This is a genomic window from Faecalispora anaeroviscerum, from assembly GCF_947568225.1.
GTDB lineage: Bacteria > Bacillota > Clostridia > Oscillospirales > Acutalibacteraceae > Faecalispora > Faecalispora anaeroviscerum.
The window spans coordinates 2733494-2751206 of sequence record NZ_CANOOQ010000001.1 but is presented as its reverse complement, the minus strand read 5'-3'; the positions used below and the strand labels follow the sequence as shown (position 1 = coordinate 2751206).

The window sequence follows — 17713 nt, the reverse complement described above, 5'->3', positions numbered from 1 at the left end:
TCTGCAAATGACCATGAGAAAGGGTGCCAAAGACCAATGACCTCAGCCGAACGACGTGAAAAAATTCTTCAGCTTTTACAGCAGAGCCGCCAGCCGGTCAGCGCCGGGGCCATCGCCCGGCAGTTTCAGGTCAGCCGGCAGATCATTGTTGGAGATATTGCCCTGCTGCGCGCCGCCAATGAGAAAATAGCGGCTACACCCCGGGGCTATGTATTGGAGTCCGACGTTCCTGCCGGAGAATACCGCGTCATCATTGCCTGCCGCCATAACGGCAGCCAGATGGAGGATGAGCTGACCACGATTGTGGACAACGGCGGCCGGGTACTGGACGTAACAGTAGAGCATGCCGTTTACGGGCAGCTGAGCGGGCAGCTGCGCATTGGCTCGCGCCATGATATTGAGGATTTTCTGGAGCGCCTGAACGCCAGCAACTCTGCCCCGCTTTCAGATTTAACCGGGGGCATCCACCTGCATACCGTCGCGTTTTCCAGTTTACAGGACCGTGACCACACACTGGCCGCACTGACGCAGCGGGGCTATTTGCTGGAGCAGAGAGAATTTGACTGATTATACAAATGGAAATAAAATTTTCGCGAAGGTGTCTTGACACCTTCGCTTTTTTGTTCTACAATACTGTCAAGACACATGTAAAGCTAATAGTCGCTGATTTCATTTTACATGATTTATTACTTTCACTGGTTGGGGGAAGTAACCCAAAGCACTTAATAGCGGCATTGCTATGATGAAACTCTTGAGGTGATTGAGATGAAACAAACAAATCAAAAAATTCTGACGATGGTGATTGCGGCGCTGCTGTGCGCAGTGGGGATTGTCATTCCCATGTTTGCGCCTAAAATCGTACTGGAGCCCATGTCCTTTACACTGGCCAGCCACGTGGCGATTTTCATCGCGCTGTTTATCTCGCCCCCGGTGGCGGTGGCGGTTACGCTCGGCACCAGTATTGGCTTTTTCTTTGCGGGCCTGCCGCCGGTGATCGCGCTGCGCGCGCTGAGCCACCTCGGCTTTGTGGCCGTTGGCTGCCTGATTCTGAAAAAGTACCCGAACGTTCTTTTGCGGCCCGGAACAACCGTGCTGTTCAGCTCGATTCTGGCTGTGGTTCATGCCATTTGTGAGGCGCTCGTTGTCACAATGTTCTATTTTGGCGGAATGCTGAACAGCGGCTTCTACAACAAAGGCTTTGCGTTCTCCGTCCTTGTGATGGTCGGCGTGGGTACCATCGTACACAGCATGATCGATTTTGGCATCGCACTGGTCGTGTGGAAGCCCGTCAGCCGTATCATCCAGATTCCCGTAAGCGCCCCCAGCGCCCCTGCGCAGAAGCGTACGGCGCTGTAAGACAAATTACCCGCAAAACAAAATACCTCGCCCGGTAAATCTTACGTCAAAGGATTTACCGGGCGTTTGTCGTTTATTCCTGCTCCGTGAATTTATACCCGACGCCGCGCACTGTCTGCACCAGGCGGGGGGATTCGGGGTCTTCTTCTATTTTCTGCCGCAGGTAGCGAACGTGAACATCTACCGTGCGGGTATCTCCATAGTATTCCACGCCCCACACCTTGTCGAGCAGGGCATCGCGCGTCATTACCCGGCCGCGGTGGCGCATCAGCATGACAAGAAGGTCGAACTCCTTTGCCGTCAGCTCGCGCAGCTCGCCGTTTTTCGTCACCGTATGGCGGGCGATATCTACCGTCAGGCCGCCGCCGGTGATCACCTCTTCCTCCGTGTTCTGCGCCGCGCGCTCGCTGCGGCGCAGAACGGCCCGCACACGAGCCGCCAGCTCTTTCATGCTGAACGGCTTTACGATATAGTCATCCGCGCCAATCTCCAGCCCCAGCACGCGGTCAAATTCCTCGCCCTTGGCGGTCAGCATCAGAATTGGCAGATGCTTGCCCTCGGGGCTTTCCCGCAAAATACGGCATACCGCCAGCCCGTCCGGCGGCGGCATCATCCAATCCAGAATCACGGCGTCGGGCCGCTTTTGCCGCACCGCCGCCAGAAGAGAGGTTCCGTCCGCAAATTCCGCGCTCTCATACCCCGCGTCCTTCAGGCCGAAAGCCACCAGCCTGCGTATATTCGGTTCGTCGTCGGCAATATAAACCAGCGCCATTCCTTTTTCTCCTCTCGATCATCTCTTTAGCAAAAAATCCGGTCAGGCATTCTCCCCGCCTGCGGCGGGGAGAATGCCATGTTAAATTTGTTCTCCGCAAATTTGTATTATATTTTTTGGTTCAGCTCGGGGTGTACGCCGTTTTCAATGTAGATCACCCATTCGGCGATATTTGTGGCGTGATCCGCCGTGCGCTCAATGTATTTCGTAATAAAAATCAAATCGACTTCACACATCACATTCCGGGGATTCTGTGTAATGATGTCGCAGACCTCCAGAATGATTTTGGAAAACATGGAATCGATAATGTCGTCGTACTGGCAGATCGCTTCGGCCTCCTTGACATCGCGGGAAATGAACACGTCGATTGAGCGGCGGAACATACCGCGCGCCTCCTCCAGCATGCGCACCACGTGCGACTGCGCCAGGCTGTTGCCGTTGAAATCGCCGCCCGCGACAATGTCGCAAATATCGGCGCACTGGTCTGCCACGCGCTCCATATCCGTCAGAATTTTCAGGCACGCCGCAATCATGCGCAGATCACCCGCAATCGGCTGCTGCAGTGCAATCAGGTTCAGGCAATTCTTTTCGATCTGATGCTCCTGAATATCAATCTGGTCATCGCTCTGCGCCACCTGCCGTGCTTTTTCCAAATTCAACGTACGCAGGGCCTCAATCGTTTCGAGCAGGCGGCCGTCCACGTCGTTCCCCATAGAGATCATTTCCTGTGCAAGCTCCTGAAGCTCGCGCTCAAACATTTTTCTCGCCATCTGTTCCTCTCTTTCCGCCGCAGGCCGCCGGCGCTTGTCTTTTTATAGTATCAGACCAGCCTGGAAAAATCAACCGAATCTGCCCGTAATATAGCGCTCCGTGCGCTCATCCTTGGGCTGCTCGAACATTACCTTGGTTTCGGTGAACTCCACTACCTCGCCCAGCAGAAAAAAAGCCGTTCGGTCTGAAATACGCGCGGCCTGCTGCATGTTGTGGGTCACAATAATTACGGTATACTTGCCGCGCAGCTCATCGAGCAGATCCTCAATTTTCTGCGTGGAGATTGGGTCGAGCGCGCTGGTGGGCTCATCCATCAGCAAAACATCGGGGTCTACCGCAAGTGCGCGGGCAATACACAGACGCTGCTGCTGCCCGCCGGAAAGGCCCAGGGCAGACTTTTTCAGGCGATCCTTCACTTCGTCCCATAAGGCGGCACTCCGGAGCGATTCCTCCACGATCTGGTCAAGTTCGCTCTTGTTCTTAATTCCATGAACGCGCGGGCCGTAGGCAATATTATCATATACGCTCATGGGGAACGGGTTCGGCTTTTGAAACACCATGCCGGCGCGGCGGCGCAGGAGGTTCACATCGGTGCGGGGGTCGTAAATATCCTCTCCGTCGATCGTGACCTTGCCTTCAATGCGGCAGCCGGTCACCATGTCGTTCATACGGTTGAGCGTTTTCAGGCAGGTGGATTTTCCGCAGCCGGACGGCCCGATAAACGCCGTGATCTGGTTTTCAGGAACTTCAAGCGATATGCTGTGCAGCGCCTGAAAATCGTTATAAAACAAATTCAAATTCTGAATCGAAATTTTAGTTGCCATAAATTATTCGGTTCCTTTCCGCAGGGTTCTCGATAGCAGCCCCGCTAAGCGGTTGAGCAGAAATACCAGAATCAGCAAAACCGACGCGGTGGCAAAGGCAATGTTCATAGCGTCGGGCGTAGTCGCCTCTCTGGCGGTTTGGTACAGGTGCAGGGTCAGCGTGCGGCCGCTGCTGAAAATCTGCTGGAAAAAGCCCTTGGGCATCTGGTATGCGAGGCCGGAGGTAAACAGCAGAGCGGCGGACTCGCCGACAATGCGCCCCATGGCGAGAATGACCGCCGTCAGCACACCGGGCATGGCGCACGGCAGCACAATGCCGAGAACCACGCGCAGCTTGCCCGCGCCGAGTGCGAACGCACCTTCTTTATAGGAGGACGGAACGGAAAGCAGCGATTCCTCCGTCGTGCGCACAATCGTGGGCAGAATGCACAGCGTCATGGTCAGGCAGCCGGCCAGAATCGAAATTTGCAGCCGGAACAGGATGCAAAATACGGTATACCCAAATAATCCAAACAAAATGGAGGGAATTCCAGAGAGAATCTCAGTTGCAAAGCGTATTGCCTTTACAAGTCTGCCCTGCTTTGCGTACTGCGTGAGATAAATCGCAGAGCAGATGCCGATTGGTGCAGAAATCAGAAGGGTAATCACGACAATGTACAGCGTATTAATAATCATGGGCAAAATGCCCTTTAAATTCGCCTTCGTTTCGGAATACGGGGTGGAAAGGAACTGCCAGCTGATATAACTTACGCCGTTGACCAGAATATAGCCCAGAATGCCGACCAGAACCACCACGCACAGAAAAGCTGACCCGTTGATCAGCAGCTTCAATACAACGTCCATCGGCTTCGGGCGGCGATTGTAAAGGGATTTGCCTTCCATGACAAAATTCGCATTCGGAGCGCTCTGCTCCAGTACCCCGGATTTATTCGGCATGAATCTGCACCCCCTTCTTCGAAATGTAGTTAAACAACAGGTTGACGATCATGATGAACACAAACAGCACCAGCCCGATGGCGAACAGCGCCTCCCGGTGCAAACCCGACGCATAAGACATTTCCATTGCGATGCCGGTGGTGAGCAGGCGAACCGTACCGAGCAAGGACGGCATATTTGCCACGTTGCCGGCCACCATGATAACCGCCATCGTCTCTCCGATGGCACGCCCCACACCCAGAATCACGCCCGCCAGAATACCGGATTTCGCCGCCGGGATCGTTACCTTGAAAATGGTTTCGGTCTGCGTGGCACCCAGCGCCAGAGAAGCCTCCCGGAAAGCGGACGGCACCGCACGCAGGGAGGTTTCGGTCACGCTGACGATGGTCGGCAGAATCATTACCGCCAGAATCAGGATGACCGCAAGCAAGCTGTCGCCGATGGTATGCTCCGGCAATAGATTCCGGATTGCCGGAACGATCACGAGCATTCCGAAAAATCCATAAATCACCGACGGGATGCCCGCCAGCAGCTCCACGGCGGGGCGCACCAGCATAGCCAAACGCGGGCTTGCTGTTTCAGACAGGAACACCGCTGTCAGAATTCCGACCGGCACACCGATGACAATCGCCCCCGCCGTACCGGCAATCGACGAAAGAATCATCGGCAGGATGCCAAAAATATCAGACGCAGGCTTCCAGCTTTCTCCGAACAGAAACGGTACGGCGCCGATCTGAAGAATGGCGGGCAAACCGGCGGAAATAATGTAAATGGTCAACAGGATCACAGAACCGATGGAGACGCAGGCAAACACCTGAAACACCGATTCTGCGAGCCGCTCTGTCCCCTGCGTGCGCAACGCCAGAATAGACGAGAGAAACCCGCCCAGCAGCGTGCAGAAAAAGGGCCACAGAAAGCGCATTTCAATCTGGCTGACATTCAGCTCTGTCACCGCAGTCTGAATCGCGCCGGAGGCCGCCATCACCAGCAGCGGAGAAATACCGGACAGTAAAAACAGCAGCCCGGCCACAACGGTTTTTTTGCGCAGCAAAATCAGCACCAGCCCGCCTACTGCACAAAGCAGGCCCAGCACAACACTGGCACGCACCGCCAGCGGAATGGTAACAAGGCCGCTCTGCTGCGGCCCCACCACCCAAAATCCTTTAATAAACGCCAGCTGAATCCCGCTGACGGTATAGTTTAAACCACGGAACACAAAGGTGATATACGGCAGCAGAAAGGACAAAATGCTTGCCGCTCCCAGCCCGGCGGCAACCCACCGGTACACCGCGTTGCGCTTTTGCTCCCGCTCCCGGCCCTCTTGGCCGTTCATCGTACGCTCCATTTGTTACCCTCCTTCACCTAATGCCAAAGCGGCCCGGGGTATCCGCAGAGATACACCGGGTGCTTTTCTGTTCAGTCAGGCTCAGCCCTTTGTCACCAATCCGGCGTCTTTCACAATCTGCTGGCCTTCGTCAGACTTAATGAATTCGAACCAGGCTTTGACCAGCTCGTTGTCGCTGCCCTTTTTATAGATTTCGATAAACGGTCTCTGCACCTTGTAGGTGCCATCCGCAACGGTGGCCTCGCTAGCCGCTACTCCGTCAATCTTCAGAGCCTTGACGGAAGCGTTTACGGAATCCAGAGAAACATAGCCGATGGCAGCGGGATCACTGCTGACCTTTGATACTACCTCACCGGTAGACGAAAGCTCTGCGGACAATTTGGTTTTTTCCTTCACCTTGAAGATCGACTCAAAGCCGTCGCGGGTACCCGAGGTTGCCTCACGGCCGATGACGGTGATTTTCTGATCCGCACCGCCAACGTCCTTCCAGTTGGTGATTTCTCCGGTATAGATTTTTGCCACCTGTTCGCTTGTCAGGCCGTCAACCTTATTCTGTGTACTCACCGCGATTGCAATACCGTCGATCGCGATTTGGTTGATCTCAAAGTCGGAGGGCTTTTCCTCGTCCTTCAGACTGCGGGAAAGGTCGCCGATCAGCGCGGTTCCGTTATTGACTGCCTTTACCGCGTCGCCGGAGCCCGTGCCGCCTTTTTCTACCGTTACCTGCGGATATTTCTCCATAAATCCTTCGCCCAGCGCCTGAACCACCTTTGCCATGGAAGTGGAACCGTTCAGGGTCAGCTTACCGCTCAAAGATGCGGCGGACTGTGCAGTGGATGCCGCAGACTGCGCAGCCGCAGCGGACGAGGTATCACTTTTTCCTTCTACTGTGGAAGAACAACCTGTCGCCGCGGTGGCTCCCACCAACAGCATTGCAAGCAACGCCATCATTTTTTGCTTCATATTCTTATTTCCTCCTGAATTTCTCAATTTCTTTTTCGCATATTCTCATATTAAATGATCTTTGTTAAGTTCAGGTTAAACGAGATTTAGAAGTCGTTAAAAAACAAAAAGAAAAAACTAAATCAAAAAAATAGGAAAACAGAACAAATATCACTTACAGTTTTTGCAGAATTTGACAAATAACCAACTTCAATATATAATTAAAGTTGTTACTTATCTTTGTGTGGTTGGCAAAACAGAAACGGATTTACGGTTTTGCCTCACAATTCTATTTTAAGGAAAAGGAGTGGAGATCATTGCCTGAACAAAACACCGTAAAGGTAGGAATCGGTTTCGCTACCGGACGAAAGAGCTTTCGAAAAGTCTTGAAAACCAACATTTTAAACTGGCGCGAATGCGGGCTGACGCAGAACCGGAACATTAGCCTGAATGTATTCGTGGCGTACGACCTGAAGTATGAGGGCACGAAGGTAACGGATTATACCAACATCCCTCCCAACCTGCTGAATGAACTGGACGGCGCCTTTTTTCTAGGAGAAATAGCAATTAACCGGGAAAAGCGCGATTTGGTACGCAAAGGGATTCTATCTGCGGAGCAGGCAAGCCTGTTTTTCGAAGGAGGATATGCGGGCAAACGAAACGCGCTGCTTTACTGGGCTATGAAGAACCACATGGATTACCTGCTTTTTCTGGATGACGACGAATACCCGATGGCGGTCACCAATACCCGCAACTGGGCTGTTTGGAGCGGTCAGCACATTTTGCTGTCCCATTTGCAGCAAATGCAGAACACTGGTGCCAATATCACCCACGGGCACCACTGTGGTTATATTTCTCCAATTCCGTCCTTAGAATTCAATTCCACCCTGACAAAAGAGGATTTTCGCTCTTTTATTGAGGCGATCAGCAATGATATTGTAAACTGGGACACCCACGAGAGAGTGATGAAGCAGGGCGGCGTCACCTATGCAGACACAGCCATACTGACCAGTAATGAGCCACAGGAGGTTTTGTCAGTGAACAAATGTAAGTTCATTTCCGGATCAAACCTGTGCATCAATTTAAAAGACAGTGCCCGGGTCTACCCTTTCTACAACCCACCCGGCGCCCGAGGAGAGGACACCTTCCTAAGCACCCTGCTCGCAGACTGCAAGGTGCTTCGCATTCCCTACTACACCTTCCATGATGGGTTTTCCGCATACAATCATCTGATGGACGGCGTGCTGCCCATCCGGCTGAAGCCCGTATGTGGTGATCTGGATGTTGTGGTTGACCGGTTCTACCGCGCCTGTGTTGGCTGGGTGCGCTACAAGCCCCTGCTGCTTTACATTACACAACGGGATACCTACGAAAGCCGCATTCAGCAAATGCGGGAACAGCTGGCCGCTACCCTGCCGAAGCTTTCGGCCTATTTTGGGCGTTCGGATTTTCTAAATATCTCCAATGAACTGGAACAGTATCACAGCAGCGTAGAATCGCATTTCCAACAGTTTCAGCAGACCTTGCAGATCTGGCGAAAACTGGTTTTTTATCTGGAAACAGAACCTAAAATGCAGAGCATCTCTGCGCTAACGGTCAATCCACAAACTGCGGATTCTCTTCCCAGCGCGCTGTAAAGCTCCACCTGCTTTAAACTGTCTGGTCTGCATCCGACCAAAATAATACCGTAAAACTTTTTTCTTCATAAAAAAATAATTTTAATATTTTGGGACAGTAAAAACCTCCTTTTGTCTTTCGCACGGCACTGAAGCCATACGATTATCACAAAAGGAGGTTTTTATTTATTCGGCTTCTGCTCTCCAATAGCGGGACCCATTCGATTCCCGGCACAGCAGACCATGATCTACCAGCTCTCTTCTCAGCAGAAAGTAATCCCCGAAGGTATGCCACCGTTCGCAAAGATCATTGACCTCCCGCTCGGTATAGCTGCGGTCCGGCTCAAACTTCTGCGCAAGATAGTTCAGTATCGCCAACCGAACACTGTTTTTCTGAGGCAGCTGCGTAATTTTCCCCTCGGAGTTCAGAAATCGGACAATGTTCTTATTCTGTTCCAATCGGTTCCCTCCCCTCGCTCGGCTTTTCCTTCCAAAGCTCGAGCAGCGCAGAGACATCCTCCGAAAACTCGCGCGGTGTCTGCGTTTCTTTCTTTTCGATTTCTTCCAGCACCTCAAAAACAAAGCCGGCAGCCCTGTACTGCTCCCACGCTGGCGACATGGCCGATTCGGGGCATAAATTGGTGGAGCACTGAAACGCAAAGCGATTTTTCGCTCCCTGTAAATCTGCGCTGGTGTGAACCCAAGCTTCGCCCGATTGATCACAGCGGATTCGGTAGACCCCGCCAATCTGCTTACTGTTTTTATATTGGTTCTTCATTTCTCTTTTTAATGTTTCTTTCATCTTTCTCCCTCCATCTCTTCCCAATGCGTCTTTGCTCCTTGACGGGTCAAGCGCCCACACAATAAAAGTGCATTGATTTCGTACGCTTATTGTATCGCACCCCGCACCGCCAGGCAATCAACGCTCCGTAGAGTGCGCACCGTTCCAAAATAAAATGCAAAAAAACCGGAGCCTCTTTTTACGCAAAAGAGACTCCGGTAGGAATCGAAAGATAGAAAAATCAGATCAGAACGTCCTCCAGCCTGCGCTTCGGAACATAATGAACATCGTTTTCGTCACGATAATAGGCGACGCTCTCGCCCTTCTCTGCTTCCGTGAGCACAATGGTTTCATCCGGCTTGCCAATGGCGACGATCAGCATTGGGAGTAGGTGGGCGTCCAGTCCCAGCGCTTCTTTCACCGCGTCGGCGGAAAACGCACCCAGTATGCAGCCGCCAAGCCCCATCACCCGAGCGGAAAGCGCGATCGTCTGGCTGACAATTCCCACGTCGCGCACAAAGCCCGGGCCGGCCGCGGCAATCTGCGTATCGTGGCAGATCACAAGGAACGCCGGAGGGCAGTGCCCCTCGTGCGGCAGATGAATCCCTTTGAGCGCGCCGGCCCATTTGGTGAGCGCCTGCACCTTTGCCACCTCGTCCGGCTCACACACCAGGCGGTAGCGCAGGGGCTGCATATTCATGGTAGACGGCGCATAGCGTGCGCAGTCCACGAGCTGCACCAGCTCCTCGCGGCTGATTTTGCGGCTTTCGTCATACCCGCGTGTGCTGCGGCTGCTCTTCAGCAGGTCTTTCCATTCGTTGAACTCCATGAGAAATCCTCTCCTTTACCGGTTTCTGCTTCGGCCCGCAAACAGGTGTGAATCCCGAAAAAGCGGGCAGAATATTCTTGTTTTCTATCATACCACAATGCGGTACCCCGTCGCTATCTTTTTTGAGGAAGACGGAGGAAAAACGTCTTTTCATATCTCCTATTACAAATTTCCCGTTTTGCTGCACGAAAAATTGAAATTTATCTCTGCGCGTGGTATACTGTCTAGGTATTTTGATCCTACTGGATAGACGGAGGAACCTGACTTGAGTGACTATCGATCTTTGATTCAAAAGCGGAGAACCTTTGCGATTATCTCGCATCCCGATGCCGGCAAAACAACGCTGACTGAAAAATTTTTGCTGTACGGCGGTGCGATTGCGCTCGCCGGTTCGGTGAAGGGAAAAAAGAACTCCCGGCATGCGGTTTCCGACTGGATGGAAATCGAAAAGCAGAGAGGAATTTCTGTTACCTCCTCCGTTCTGCAGTTTCAATATGAGGGCTACTGCATCAATATTCTCGACACCCCCGGGCATCAGGACTTCTCGGAGGATACGTACCGCACGCTGATGGCGGCGGACTCTGCCGTGATGGTGATCGACGCTTCAAAGGGTGTGGAGGCGCAGACGAGAAAGCTGTTCAAGGTCTGCCTGCTGCGCGACATCCCGATCTTTACGTTTATTAACAAGATGGACCGCGAAGCGCGCAACTCCTTTGACCTGCTGGAGGAAATCGAGCAGGAGCTGGGTATCAAAACATACCCCATGAACTGGCCGATTGGCTGTGGTAAAGACTTTAAGGGCGTGTACGACAGAAACAGCAACCAGATTATTTCGTTTCGCGGCGACAGCGGCAAGCACGAGGCTGAGGCCACTGTTTCGGGCCTTGATGACCCCGGCCTGAAGGATTTAATCGGGCCGTACCTGCACGCGCAGCTGTGCGACGACATTGAGCTGCTGGACGGCGCGGGCTACGAATTTGACATGAACGCCGTGCGCCATGGCCGGCTCTCGCCCGTGTTCTTCGGTTCCGCTCTGACAAACTTCGGCGTGGAGCCGTTCCTCGAGGAATTTCTGCGCATGACGAGCGCGCCGCTGCCGCGCAAAACCACCGACGGCGAGGTAGACCCCTTCGACCCGGATTTTTCTGCCTTTGTGTTTAAAATTCAGGCCAACATGAACAAGGCCCACCGTGACAGAATTGCGTTCATGCGAATCTGCTCTGGCAAATTTGAAAAAAACATGGAAGTCCTGCACCAGCAGGAGGGGAAAAAGATCAAGCTGTCGCAGCCCCAGCAGATCATGGCGCAGGAACGCGAAATCATTGAGGAAGCCTACGCCGGCGACATCATCGGCGTGTTCGATCCGGGCATCTTCTCCATCGGCGATACACTGTGCGCGCCCGGCAAAAAAATCCTGTTTGAGGGAATCCCCACCTTTGCGCCGGAGCATTTTGCCCGCGTGCGCCAAATGGACACTATGAAGCGCAAGCAATTCGTCAAGGGCATGTCGCAGATTGCACAGGAAGGCGCCATTCAAATCTTCCAGGAGCTTGCCGGCGGCATGGAGGAAGTGATTGTGGGCGTAGTCGGTGTTCTGCAGTTTGACGTGCTGGAATACCGTTTAAAGCACGAATACAATGTAGATATTCGTTTAGAGACCTTGCCGTACCAATATATCCGCTGGATTGCGAACAGCAATGACAGCCTCGACCCCAAAACGCTGACGGTTACCTCCGACACGAAAAAGATACAGGATCTCAAGGGCCATCATCTGCTGCTGTTCACTAGCGAATGGAACATCCGCTGGGCACTGGAGCGCAACGAGGGGCTGGAGCTGACAGATTTCAGCCGCGAATAATCAATTCTCCTAAAAAAGCATTACCGCCCCGGTTTTCCCCCTGTTGTTCAGAGGAGAAACCGGGGCGGTGTTTTTTATTTTATGCGGCTTTTCCGGCAGCCTCCGCCAAGGCGGCGGTACGGCTGCGTTTGGTAACCGCCAAAAACAGCAGAAGCAGCAGCGTGGTAACAACATCCGCCACGGCCTGCGTGTACAAGATTCCCGTGACCGCAAACAGGCGGTCAAACAGAAGCAACAGCGGCAGAAAAGCCAGCCCCTGCCGGAAAATGCTGAATACAAAGCCAGCCTTGCTGTACCGGATGCAAAGCAGGTACACGGTCGCCATCGACTGAAAGCCATAAGTGAAAAACAGCAGACTGCCCGCGATCAATGCCTGAACGCCCACAGAGATGACCTCAGCATCGTTCGAAAAAGCGGATACGATCTCGCCCGAAAAGCCGATCTGCACAGCGGCAATCGCAAGACCGCCCAGCATCCCCCACAAATACGCCGTTTTGGTCGCCTGCCGAATGCGGTCGGGCCGGCCCGCGCCGTAGCAATAAGAAATAAAGGTCTGGTAGCCTCTCGAAAATCCAGTTACCCCCAGTGTCGTCATCCCGATCACCCGGTTGGCAATCCCGAGCCCCGCCACCACCGAGTCGCCGTACGGCGCGGCGGCAATATTTGCAGCCGCCATTGAGATGCTCTGGAATAGGCTAATGCACAGCAGCGGAACTCCGATTTTCAGCACCGGCTCCAGAATCCACCACTGAAAGCGCACCTTGCGAAAATCGAGCTTTAAATAACTTTTGCCGCGCAGGTAATACTGCGCCAGAATGCAGAAGGCCACAAACTGCGCCACCGCCGCCGAGGCCGCGGCTCCGCGGATTCCCCAGCCAAAGCCAAATAGGAACAGCGGCGTGAGCGCCACGTTTAGCACCGCACCGGTCATTTGAGAGATCATACTCAGCGACGCGTTACCCTCGGCCCGAACCAGATTATTCATGCAGACGGAAGGAATGTGAAACAAAAACGAAATGACGAGAATTTGACCATACTGCACCGCAAGCGGCAGCACGCCGGCGGAAGCACCCATGGAAACGAGCAGCACAGGCATGATTGGCAGCAGCAGCTGTGTCAGCACACTGAGAAGGATGCAGTAAAATGCGGTAGAGGCCAGCACTGTTTCCGCTTTTTCTTTCTCCCCGGCGCCCAACAGCTCGGCCATATAGGCTGCTCCGCCATTACCGAACAAAAGCCCAATCCCCGGCATGATCAGAATCAGCGGATAGACGATAGAGATCGCTCCCATCGCCTGCGTACCCATCTGCGCCACAAAAAAGCTGACAGCCAACTGGTAAAAGCCAGTGACAGAAAGCCCGACGATGGTCGGCAGCCCCAAATAAGCCAGCGCTTTGCTGACCGGCGCGCGCTCCATGATTTCAAGTCTTCGGTTCATTTCCTATCCTTTCGCTTGAGTGACGGATCAGCCTTCCTTCGTGTGGAACACGCAGCGGATTCCTCTGGTACGCGGCAGAGCAAAGCACTGGTTGCAATGGGTACACCGTGACTTTTCTCCGGACAACAGGCGGGGAATCAGGTCACCCTGGCAGATCAGCGGCCGGCTGAGCGAAACCAGCGGGATGCCGGCATCCATCACCTTGGCGATGTCCTGCAAGGAACACACCCCGCCAACCAGAATCAGAGGCATCTCGAGCTGCTGCTGCATCCGCGCCGCCCGCTCCAGATAGTATGTCCGCTCATTCGCACTTTTCCGCGTAAAGTCACAGCCGGAGAGCTCTGCGGCAGCAACGCCGAGCGCTTCCATCTGCTGCAGGTAGTACAGCAGGTCTTCTTCATACTGGCGGTCGTTTGCCTGAACATTGCTGTTATTCTTCACAAAAATTGGGAACGTATCGGAGGTGGTACGCCGCACCGCCTCTATAATCTCCGCGCAAAAGCGAAAGCGGTTTTCAGCAGAGCCGCCGTATTCATCCGTTCTGGTATTCATCATCGGCGTTAAAAACTCACTGAGCAGGTAATCGTGCGCCATGTGAATCTGCACGCCATCAAACCCGGCCTGGTAGGCGCGGGACGCTCCCTCGGCAAAGCACTCGCAGATTTCATCCATTTCTTCCCTCGTCAGCGCACGCGCCAGACGACCCTTGGAATACACCCGTTCCGACGGAGCCACAGGCTCCTCTACATCCGCGTTGCCACCCGCATGGTTCAGCTGGGCAACAATACAGCCCTCTTCCATGTGAACCACATCTGCCATGCGACGCATACCGGGCAAAAAGCGCCCGTCGTACACGCCATTTTGTGAGGGGGAAGCTTGTCCCCGCGGATGTACATAAAAATGCCCGGTAATGATCAGCCCCACCTCATGAGACGCGAGCGTGCGCATGATTTGCAGCTGACGTTCGCTCACGGTTCCGTCCTCATTCTCCACGCCGTCGCGCGTGGCGGAACGCACCAGATGGTTCCTCAATTGCAGGCCGCCCAGCCACATCGGGTCGAATGCCAAGGAATAACCCATGCTCCTCGCAATCATTTCATAGGTGGGCAGCTCTACCTGGTAGCGCTTTCCCATGCGAACCACCTCGAACAGCAGCTCGTTGATTTCGGACGGGCCACCCTTTTGCAGATCTCTCTGCATCGAGGTCGTGCTGTCCGGCGCGGAACGATCGAGAATCTCGAGATTTTCCTGAACCACATCGGTGGAAAAGGGAATTCCCATTGCTTGGGCGAGCTGGCCGATCTCGTCTACCAGACTGGCAAACACCTGTCGTTTTCTGGGGTTTTCGCGGATTTCTCCCATTGTATTCTGGAAGAATACGCCTGCGGCCGCCATCGGAGAAACACAGGAAAATTTCTGAAACGCGTCGCGGATAATATGATTCGATACAATCACGTCAATCCCGCTCTCGCGCAGGTCACGTTCAATCTCTAAGAAAATATCGGGGCAGCTTGAATCGCGGTTGCCATACACAATGCGGAACAGCGGGCCCTTCTGTGTAATTTCACCCGGGGCGGAAATATACGACACAATATAAACACAGCCGTCTGCCACCGTAAGACCCGGCATGCGAACCGCCATTTTTCCGCCGGTTCCATACACGTTCAGAATCGGTATGATCATGGTATCCGGCCGCGCAATCTGGCGGAGGAACGGACATACCTCCTCGATCGAATACCCCTTTACACATACAAAAATCACATCGGGGCTGTCGTGGTAGCTTTCCATATCGAAGGCCTGCGCATTCTCAATGCACAATCGTCCCCGCAGCTCAGAATCGACAACCAGCCCATTCTGGCGGATCGCCTCCAGATGGCTGCCCCTTGCGATAAAGGAAACGTCCTTGCCGCTCGCCGCCAGAAAGCCGCCGATGGCACCGCCCGTTCCTCCTGTTCCTACAATCAAGTACTTCATGGAAATCCCTCCGGTGATAAAATAACGCCGACCCCAACGAGCCGGATTTTCTAGCAATTTTTCCTAATGATAACACCTTTGTCCACTCTTTGCAAAGAGTGTTTTTTTCATGTTAAGCTTCCATAAAACATAGAATCGCGGCAGTTATCTCTCCTCCGCTTTCGACGACGGAGAGATAACTGCTTTTATTTTAAATCGCAGAATTATAAGACAAGGATTTGCCGGATTTCGGAAAAAGGAGCGGGGCGGGATCAGTCCCGCTCCGCTCTCATCTAAATTTGCTATCTTGCGCAGAATTACGCTTTTGTATTCTTGATCGGCGCGGAAGAGGCAGAGCGGAGCTGGAACTGCGACACCAAAGATTTCATCATCTGGGCCTGGCTGGAAAGCTCTTCGCTGGCCGCCGCGCTTTCCTCCGCCGTAGCGGAGTTTGTCTGCACCACCGCCGAAATCTGATCCATAACAGAGGTCAGGTGATCCACCGCCGTGGACTGCTCTTCGGTAACCTCCGCAATTTCGCGATGCTCTCTCTGCGTTTCTGCCATACTCTTTGTCACGGCCTGCAAAGCGCCGAGCGCATCCCCTACCATTCTGGAGCCTTCTGAAACCGCGTTCAGGGAATCCGTAATCAAAGCGGAAGTGCTCTTCGCGGATTCCGCACTCTTCGAAGCGAGGCTGCGAACCTCGTCCGCAACAACGGCGAAGCCCTTACCGGCCTCTCCCGCACGGGACGCCTCAACAGCGGCGTTCAGCGCCAAAATATTGGTCTGGAACGCGATATCTTCAATCGCCTTTACAATGTTGCTAATCTGAGAGGAAGTCTGCTCAATGCGCTTCATGGCCTGCACCATGCTCTGCATTTTGTCGTTGCACTGACCAACCTCATCCATTGTTTGGGTGGCCCACTCGCCTGCCTGAACTGCGTTCAGGGCGTTTTCCTTAACCTTATCGGACAAATGGTGAATCGCCGCGGCCAGCTCTTCAATAGAGGCTGTCTGCTCCGAAGCACCCTGCGCCAGACTTTGCGCACCGTAAGACACCTGCTCGGATTCATTGGACACCATATTGGCAGACTGATTGATCTGGCTTAAGGTATCATTCAGAGACAGCACGATTTTCTCAAAATTCTGGGACAGCGGCTGAAAATCTCCGCGGTACGCATCCTTCGCCTCGGATTTCACATTGAAATTCGAGTGGGAAAGGGCTTCCAGCAGCGAACCGAGATCCGAGATGATGGCGCGCAGATTCGTGACGATCCCTTCCGTCGCGTCTGCCAAACGGCCCGTTTCATCCTTTGTGTGAATCTGCGGCACAGGAGAATTCAAATCGCCCTCCGAAAGCGCATATAAACGATCAGAACAGATAGAAATCGGTTTTGCAATTTTACCCCCAATCCAAAAGGAAACCACAGCACCTACAAGACAATACACCACAGTTAAAATAATAATCCAAAAAACCTCGTCAGCTCCGGATTTGATTACCAAAGTACTGACAGCACCAAAGGAAACACTTAACAAAACGATAATTGCCAATAAAATTGAGGCGATTCTGAAACGGATGCTTTTCATCATAAAACAGCTCCCTTAACCTGATGTTGTGGGGGAAAACCTCCATATGTAATTTGTTCTTATTATCCTTTATGATAGGCCTTTATGAACAAGTCGATAAAAAGGATCAAAAAAATAGAACTACATTTAGTAATATCGACCCTATCGCGAAAAATTTTAGCTTTTTTCTAAAAAATCACAAAAATAACGATAAAAATGATTTATATTTCTTGTAATCGATCAATGATAAGGTTTCGCTTGTTGTATTACGCCGAAAAGCTTGACGAACCGGTTTTTTTCCGCTATAATTTCGAAGCAAGTATGCATTCTGGCAATCTCATTCATACTACACTTTAAGATTTTGAATGAGTATGGGTTTGAATGGCAATACGGCATCCAATATTTCCGGGTGTGGCGCAGCTGGTAGCGCGGGTGGTTTGGGACCATCAGGCCGCAGGTTCGAACCCTGTCACTCGGACCAAACGTCTTAGAAAAACCGCCTAAACAGGCGGTTTTTCTGCCTTTGTTGTTCAATTTTTAAATATTTTGACCCACTTAAATTTTCGTATTGAGGGTCAAAAAAAGAACCCGGCGGCGAGTTTCATTCTACCCCACTTTCGCCCGCAAAGCCAGCCGTGCAGCTTTTGCTGTACGGCCATTTCACCGTGCGCCCTGTGTACCCGGTACTGTGCGGTGGAAAATGAAATCCAAATTGATATGGAAG

At 52.9% G+C, this 17713-nt stretch carries 16 protein-coding genes and 1 tRNA gene; 5 read left to right on the top strand and 12 right to left on the bottom strand.

Translation table 11 applies throughout. From position 1 onward, the window contains the following. Positions 1 to 36 precede the first annotated feature (36 nt). Positions 37 to 567, top strand: coding sequence for a transcription repressor NadR (locus tag QOS46_RS13465; RefSeq protein ID WP_283610510.1), 531 nt, complete (start codon positions 37 to 39; stop codon positions 565 to 567). A 198-nt stretch (positions 568 to 765) separates the two neighbouring features. Beyond that, entirely contained in the window at positions 766 to 1356 is a 591-nt protein-coding gene (locus QOS46_RS13460; RefSeq protein ID WP_283610508.1) for a hypothetical protein, read from the top strand. A gap of 73 nt (positions 1357 to 1429) precedes the next feature. Here QOS46_RS13460 and QOS46_RS13455 read toward each other — a convergent pair whose 3' ends face one another. The 6 genes from QOS46_RS13455 to QOS46_RS13430 form a co-directional block, all read right to left on the bottom strand. Then, a complete protein-coding gene (locus tag QOS46_RS13455) occupies positions 1430 to 2128 on the bottom strand; it encodes a response regulator transcription factor (RefSeq protein ID WP_283610506.1) in 699 nt (232 codons plus the stop codon). A gap of 107 nt (positions 2129 to 2235) precedes the next feature. Then, positions 2236 to 2898: a phosphate signaling complex protein PhoU gene (gene phoU, locus QOS46_RS13450; protein WP_283610504.1), complete on the bottom strand. Its 663-nt coding sequence runs from the start codon at positions 2896 to 2898 to the stop codon at positions 2236 to 2238. Positions 2899 to 2967: 69 nt separating this feature from the next. Then, positions 2968 to 3723: a phosphate ABC transporter ATP-binding protein PstB gene (gene pstB, locus QOS46_RS13445; RefSeq protein ID WP_283610502.1), complete on the bottom strand. Its 756-nt coding sequence runs from the start codon at positions 3721 to 3723 to the stop codon at positions 2968 to 2970. A gap of 3 nt (positions 3724 to 3726) precedes the next feature. Then, entirely contained in the window at positions 3727 to 4659 is a 933-nt protein-coding gene (gene pstA / locus QOS46_RS13440; protein ID WP_283610500.1) for a phosphate ABC transporter permease PstA, read from the bottom strand. Next, the gene (gene pstC, locus QOS46_RS13435) at positions 4649 to 6004 is read right to left on the bottom strand and encodes a phosphate ABC transporter permease subunit PstC (protein WP_283610498.1); all 1356 of its coding nucleotides are present in this window, start codon (positions 6002 to 6004) and stop codon (positions 4649 to 4651) included. The genes pstA and pstC overlap by 11 nt, the downstream gene beginning before the upstream one ends. Positions 6005 to 6085: 81 nt before the next feature. Beyond that, positions 6086 to 6967 (bottom strand): phosphate ABC transporter substrate-binding protein, encoded by an 882-nt coding sequence (locus tag QOS46_RS13430; RefSeq protein WP_283610496.1) that lies wholly within the window; start codon positions 6965 to 6967, stop codon positions 6086 to 6088. A gap of 296 nt (positions 6968 to 7263) precedes the next feature. On the opposite strand from QOS46_RS13430, the gene QOS46_RS13425 reads away from it, so the two are divergent. Continuing rightward, entirely contained in the window at positions 7264 to 8583 is a 1320-nt protein-coding gene (locus tag QOS46_RS13425) for a hypothetical protein (protein WP_283610494.1), read from the top strand. A gap of 165 nt (positions 8584 to 8748) precedes the next feature. On the opposite strand, the gene QOS46_RS13420 is transcribed toward QOS46_RS13425, so the two are convergent. The 3 genes from QOS46_RS13420 to QOS46_RS13410 all read right to left on the bottom strand — a co-directional run bounded on the left by QOS46_RS13420 (position 8749) and on the right by QOS46_RS13410 (position 10172). Further along, positions 8749 to 9021 (bottom strand): DUF2087 domain-containing protein, encoded by a 273-nt coding sequence (locus QOS46_RS13420; RefSeq protein WP_283610493.1) that lies wholly within the window; start codon positions 9019 to 9021, stop codon positions 8749 to 8751. Beyond that, on the bottom strand, positions 9008 to 9364 hold the full coding sequence (locus tag QOS46_RS13415) for a GIY-YIG nuclease family protein (RefSeq protein WP_283610492.1): 357 nt from the start codon (positions 9362 to 9364) through the stop codon (positions 9008 to 9010). Before QOS46_RS13415 ends, QOS46_RS13420 begins: the two co-directional genes overlap by 14 nt. A 220-nt stretch (positions 9365 to 9584) precedes the next feature. Further along, a complete protein-coding gene (locus QOS46_RS13410) occupies positions 9585 to 10172 on the bottom strand; it encodes a nitroreductase family protein (protein ID WP_283610491.1) in 588 nt (195 codons plus the stop codon). Positions 10173 to 10437: 265 nt separating this feature from the next. On the opposite strand from QOS46_RS13410, the gene QOS46_RS13405 reads away from it, so the two are divergent. Next, positions 10438 to 12030, top strand: a complete 1593-nt coding sequence (locus QOS46_RS13405; protein ID WP_283610488.1) for a peptide chain release factor 3 — start codon at positions 10438 to 10440, stop codon at positions 12028 to 12030. A gap of 79 nt (positions 12031 to 12109) precedes the next feature. Here QOS46_RS13405 and QOS46_RS13400 read toward each other — a convergent pair whose 3' ends face one another. The 3 genes from QOS46_RS13400 to QOS46_RS13390 form a co-directional block, all read right to left on the bottom strand. Continuing rightward, positions 12110 to 13468 carry an MATE family efflux transporter gene (locus QOS46_RS13400; protein WP_283610486.1) on the bottom strand — a complete coding sequence of 453 codons (1359 nt, stop codon included), beginning with the start codon at positions 13466 to 13468 and terminating at the stop codon, positions 12110 to 12112. Positions 13469 to 13495: 27 nt separating this feature from the next. Beyond that, entirely contained in the window at positions 13496 to 15442 is a 1947-nt protein-coding gene (locus QOS46_RS13395; protein WP_283610485.1) for a 2-dehydropantoate 2-reductase, read from the bottom strand. A gap of 296 nt (positions 15443 to 15738) precedes the next feature. After that, positions 15739 to 17013 carry a methyl-accepting chemotaxis protein gene (locus QOS46_RS13390; RefSeq protein ID WP_283610484.1) on the bottom strand — a complete coding sequence of 425 codons (1275 nt, stop codon included), beginning with the start codon at positions 17011 to 17013 and terminating at the stop codon, positions 15739 to 15741. A gap of 381 nt (positions 17014 to 17394) precedes the next feature. Here QOS46_RS13390 and QOS46_RS13385 point away from each other — a divergent pair. Further along, positions 17395 to 17470: transfer RNA gene (locus QOS46_RS13385), tRNA-Pro, on the top strand. Positions 17471 to 17713: the final 243 nt, after the last annotated feature.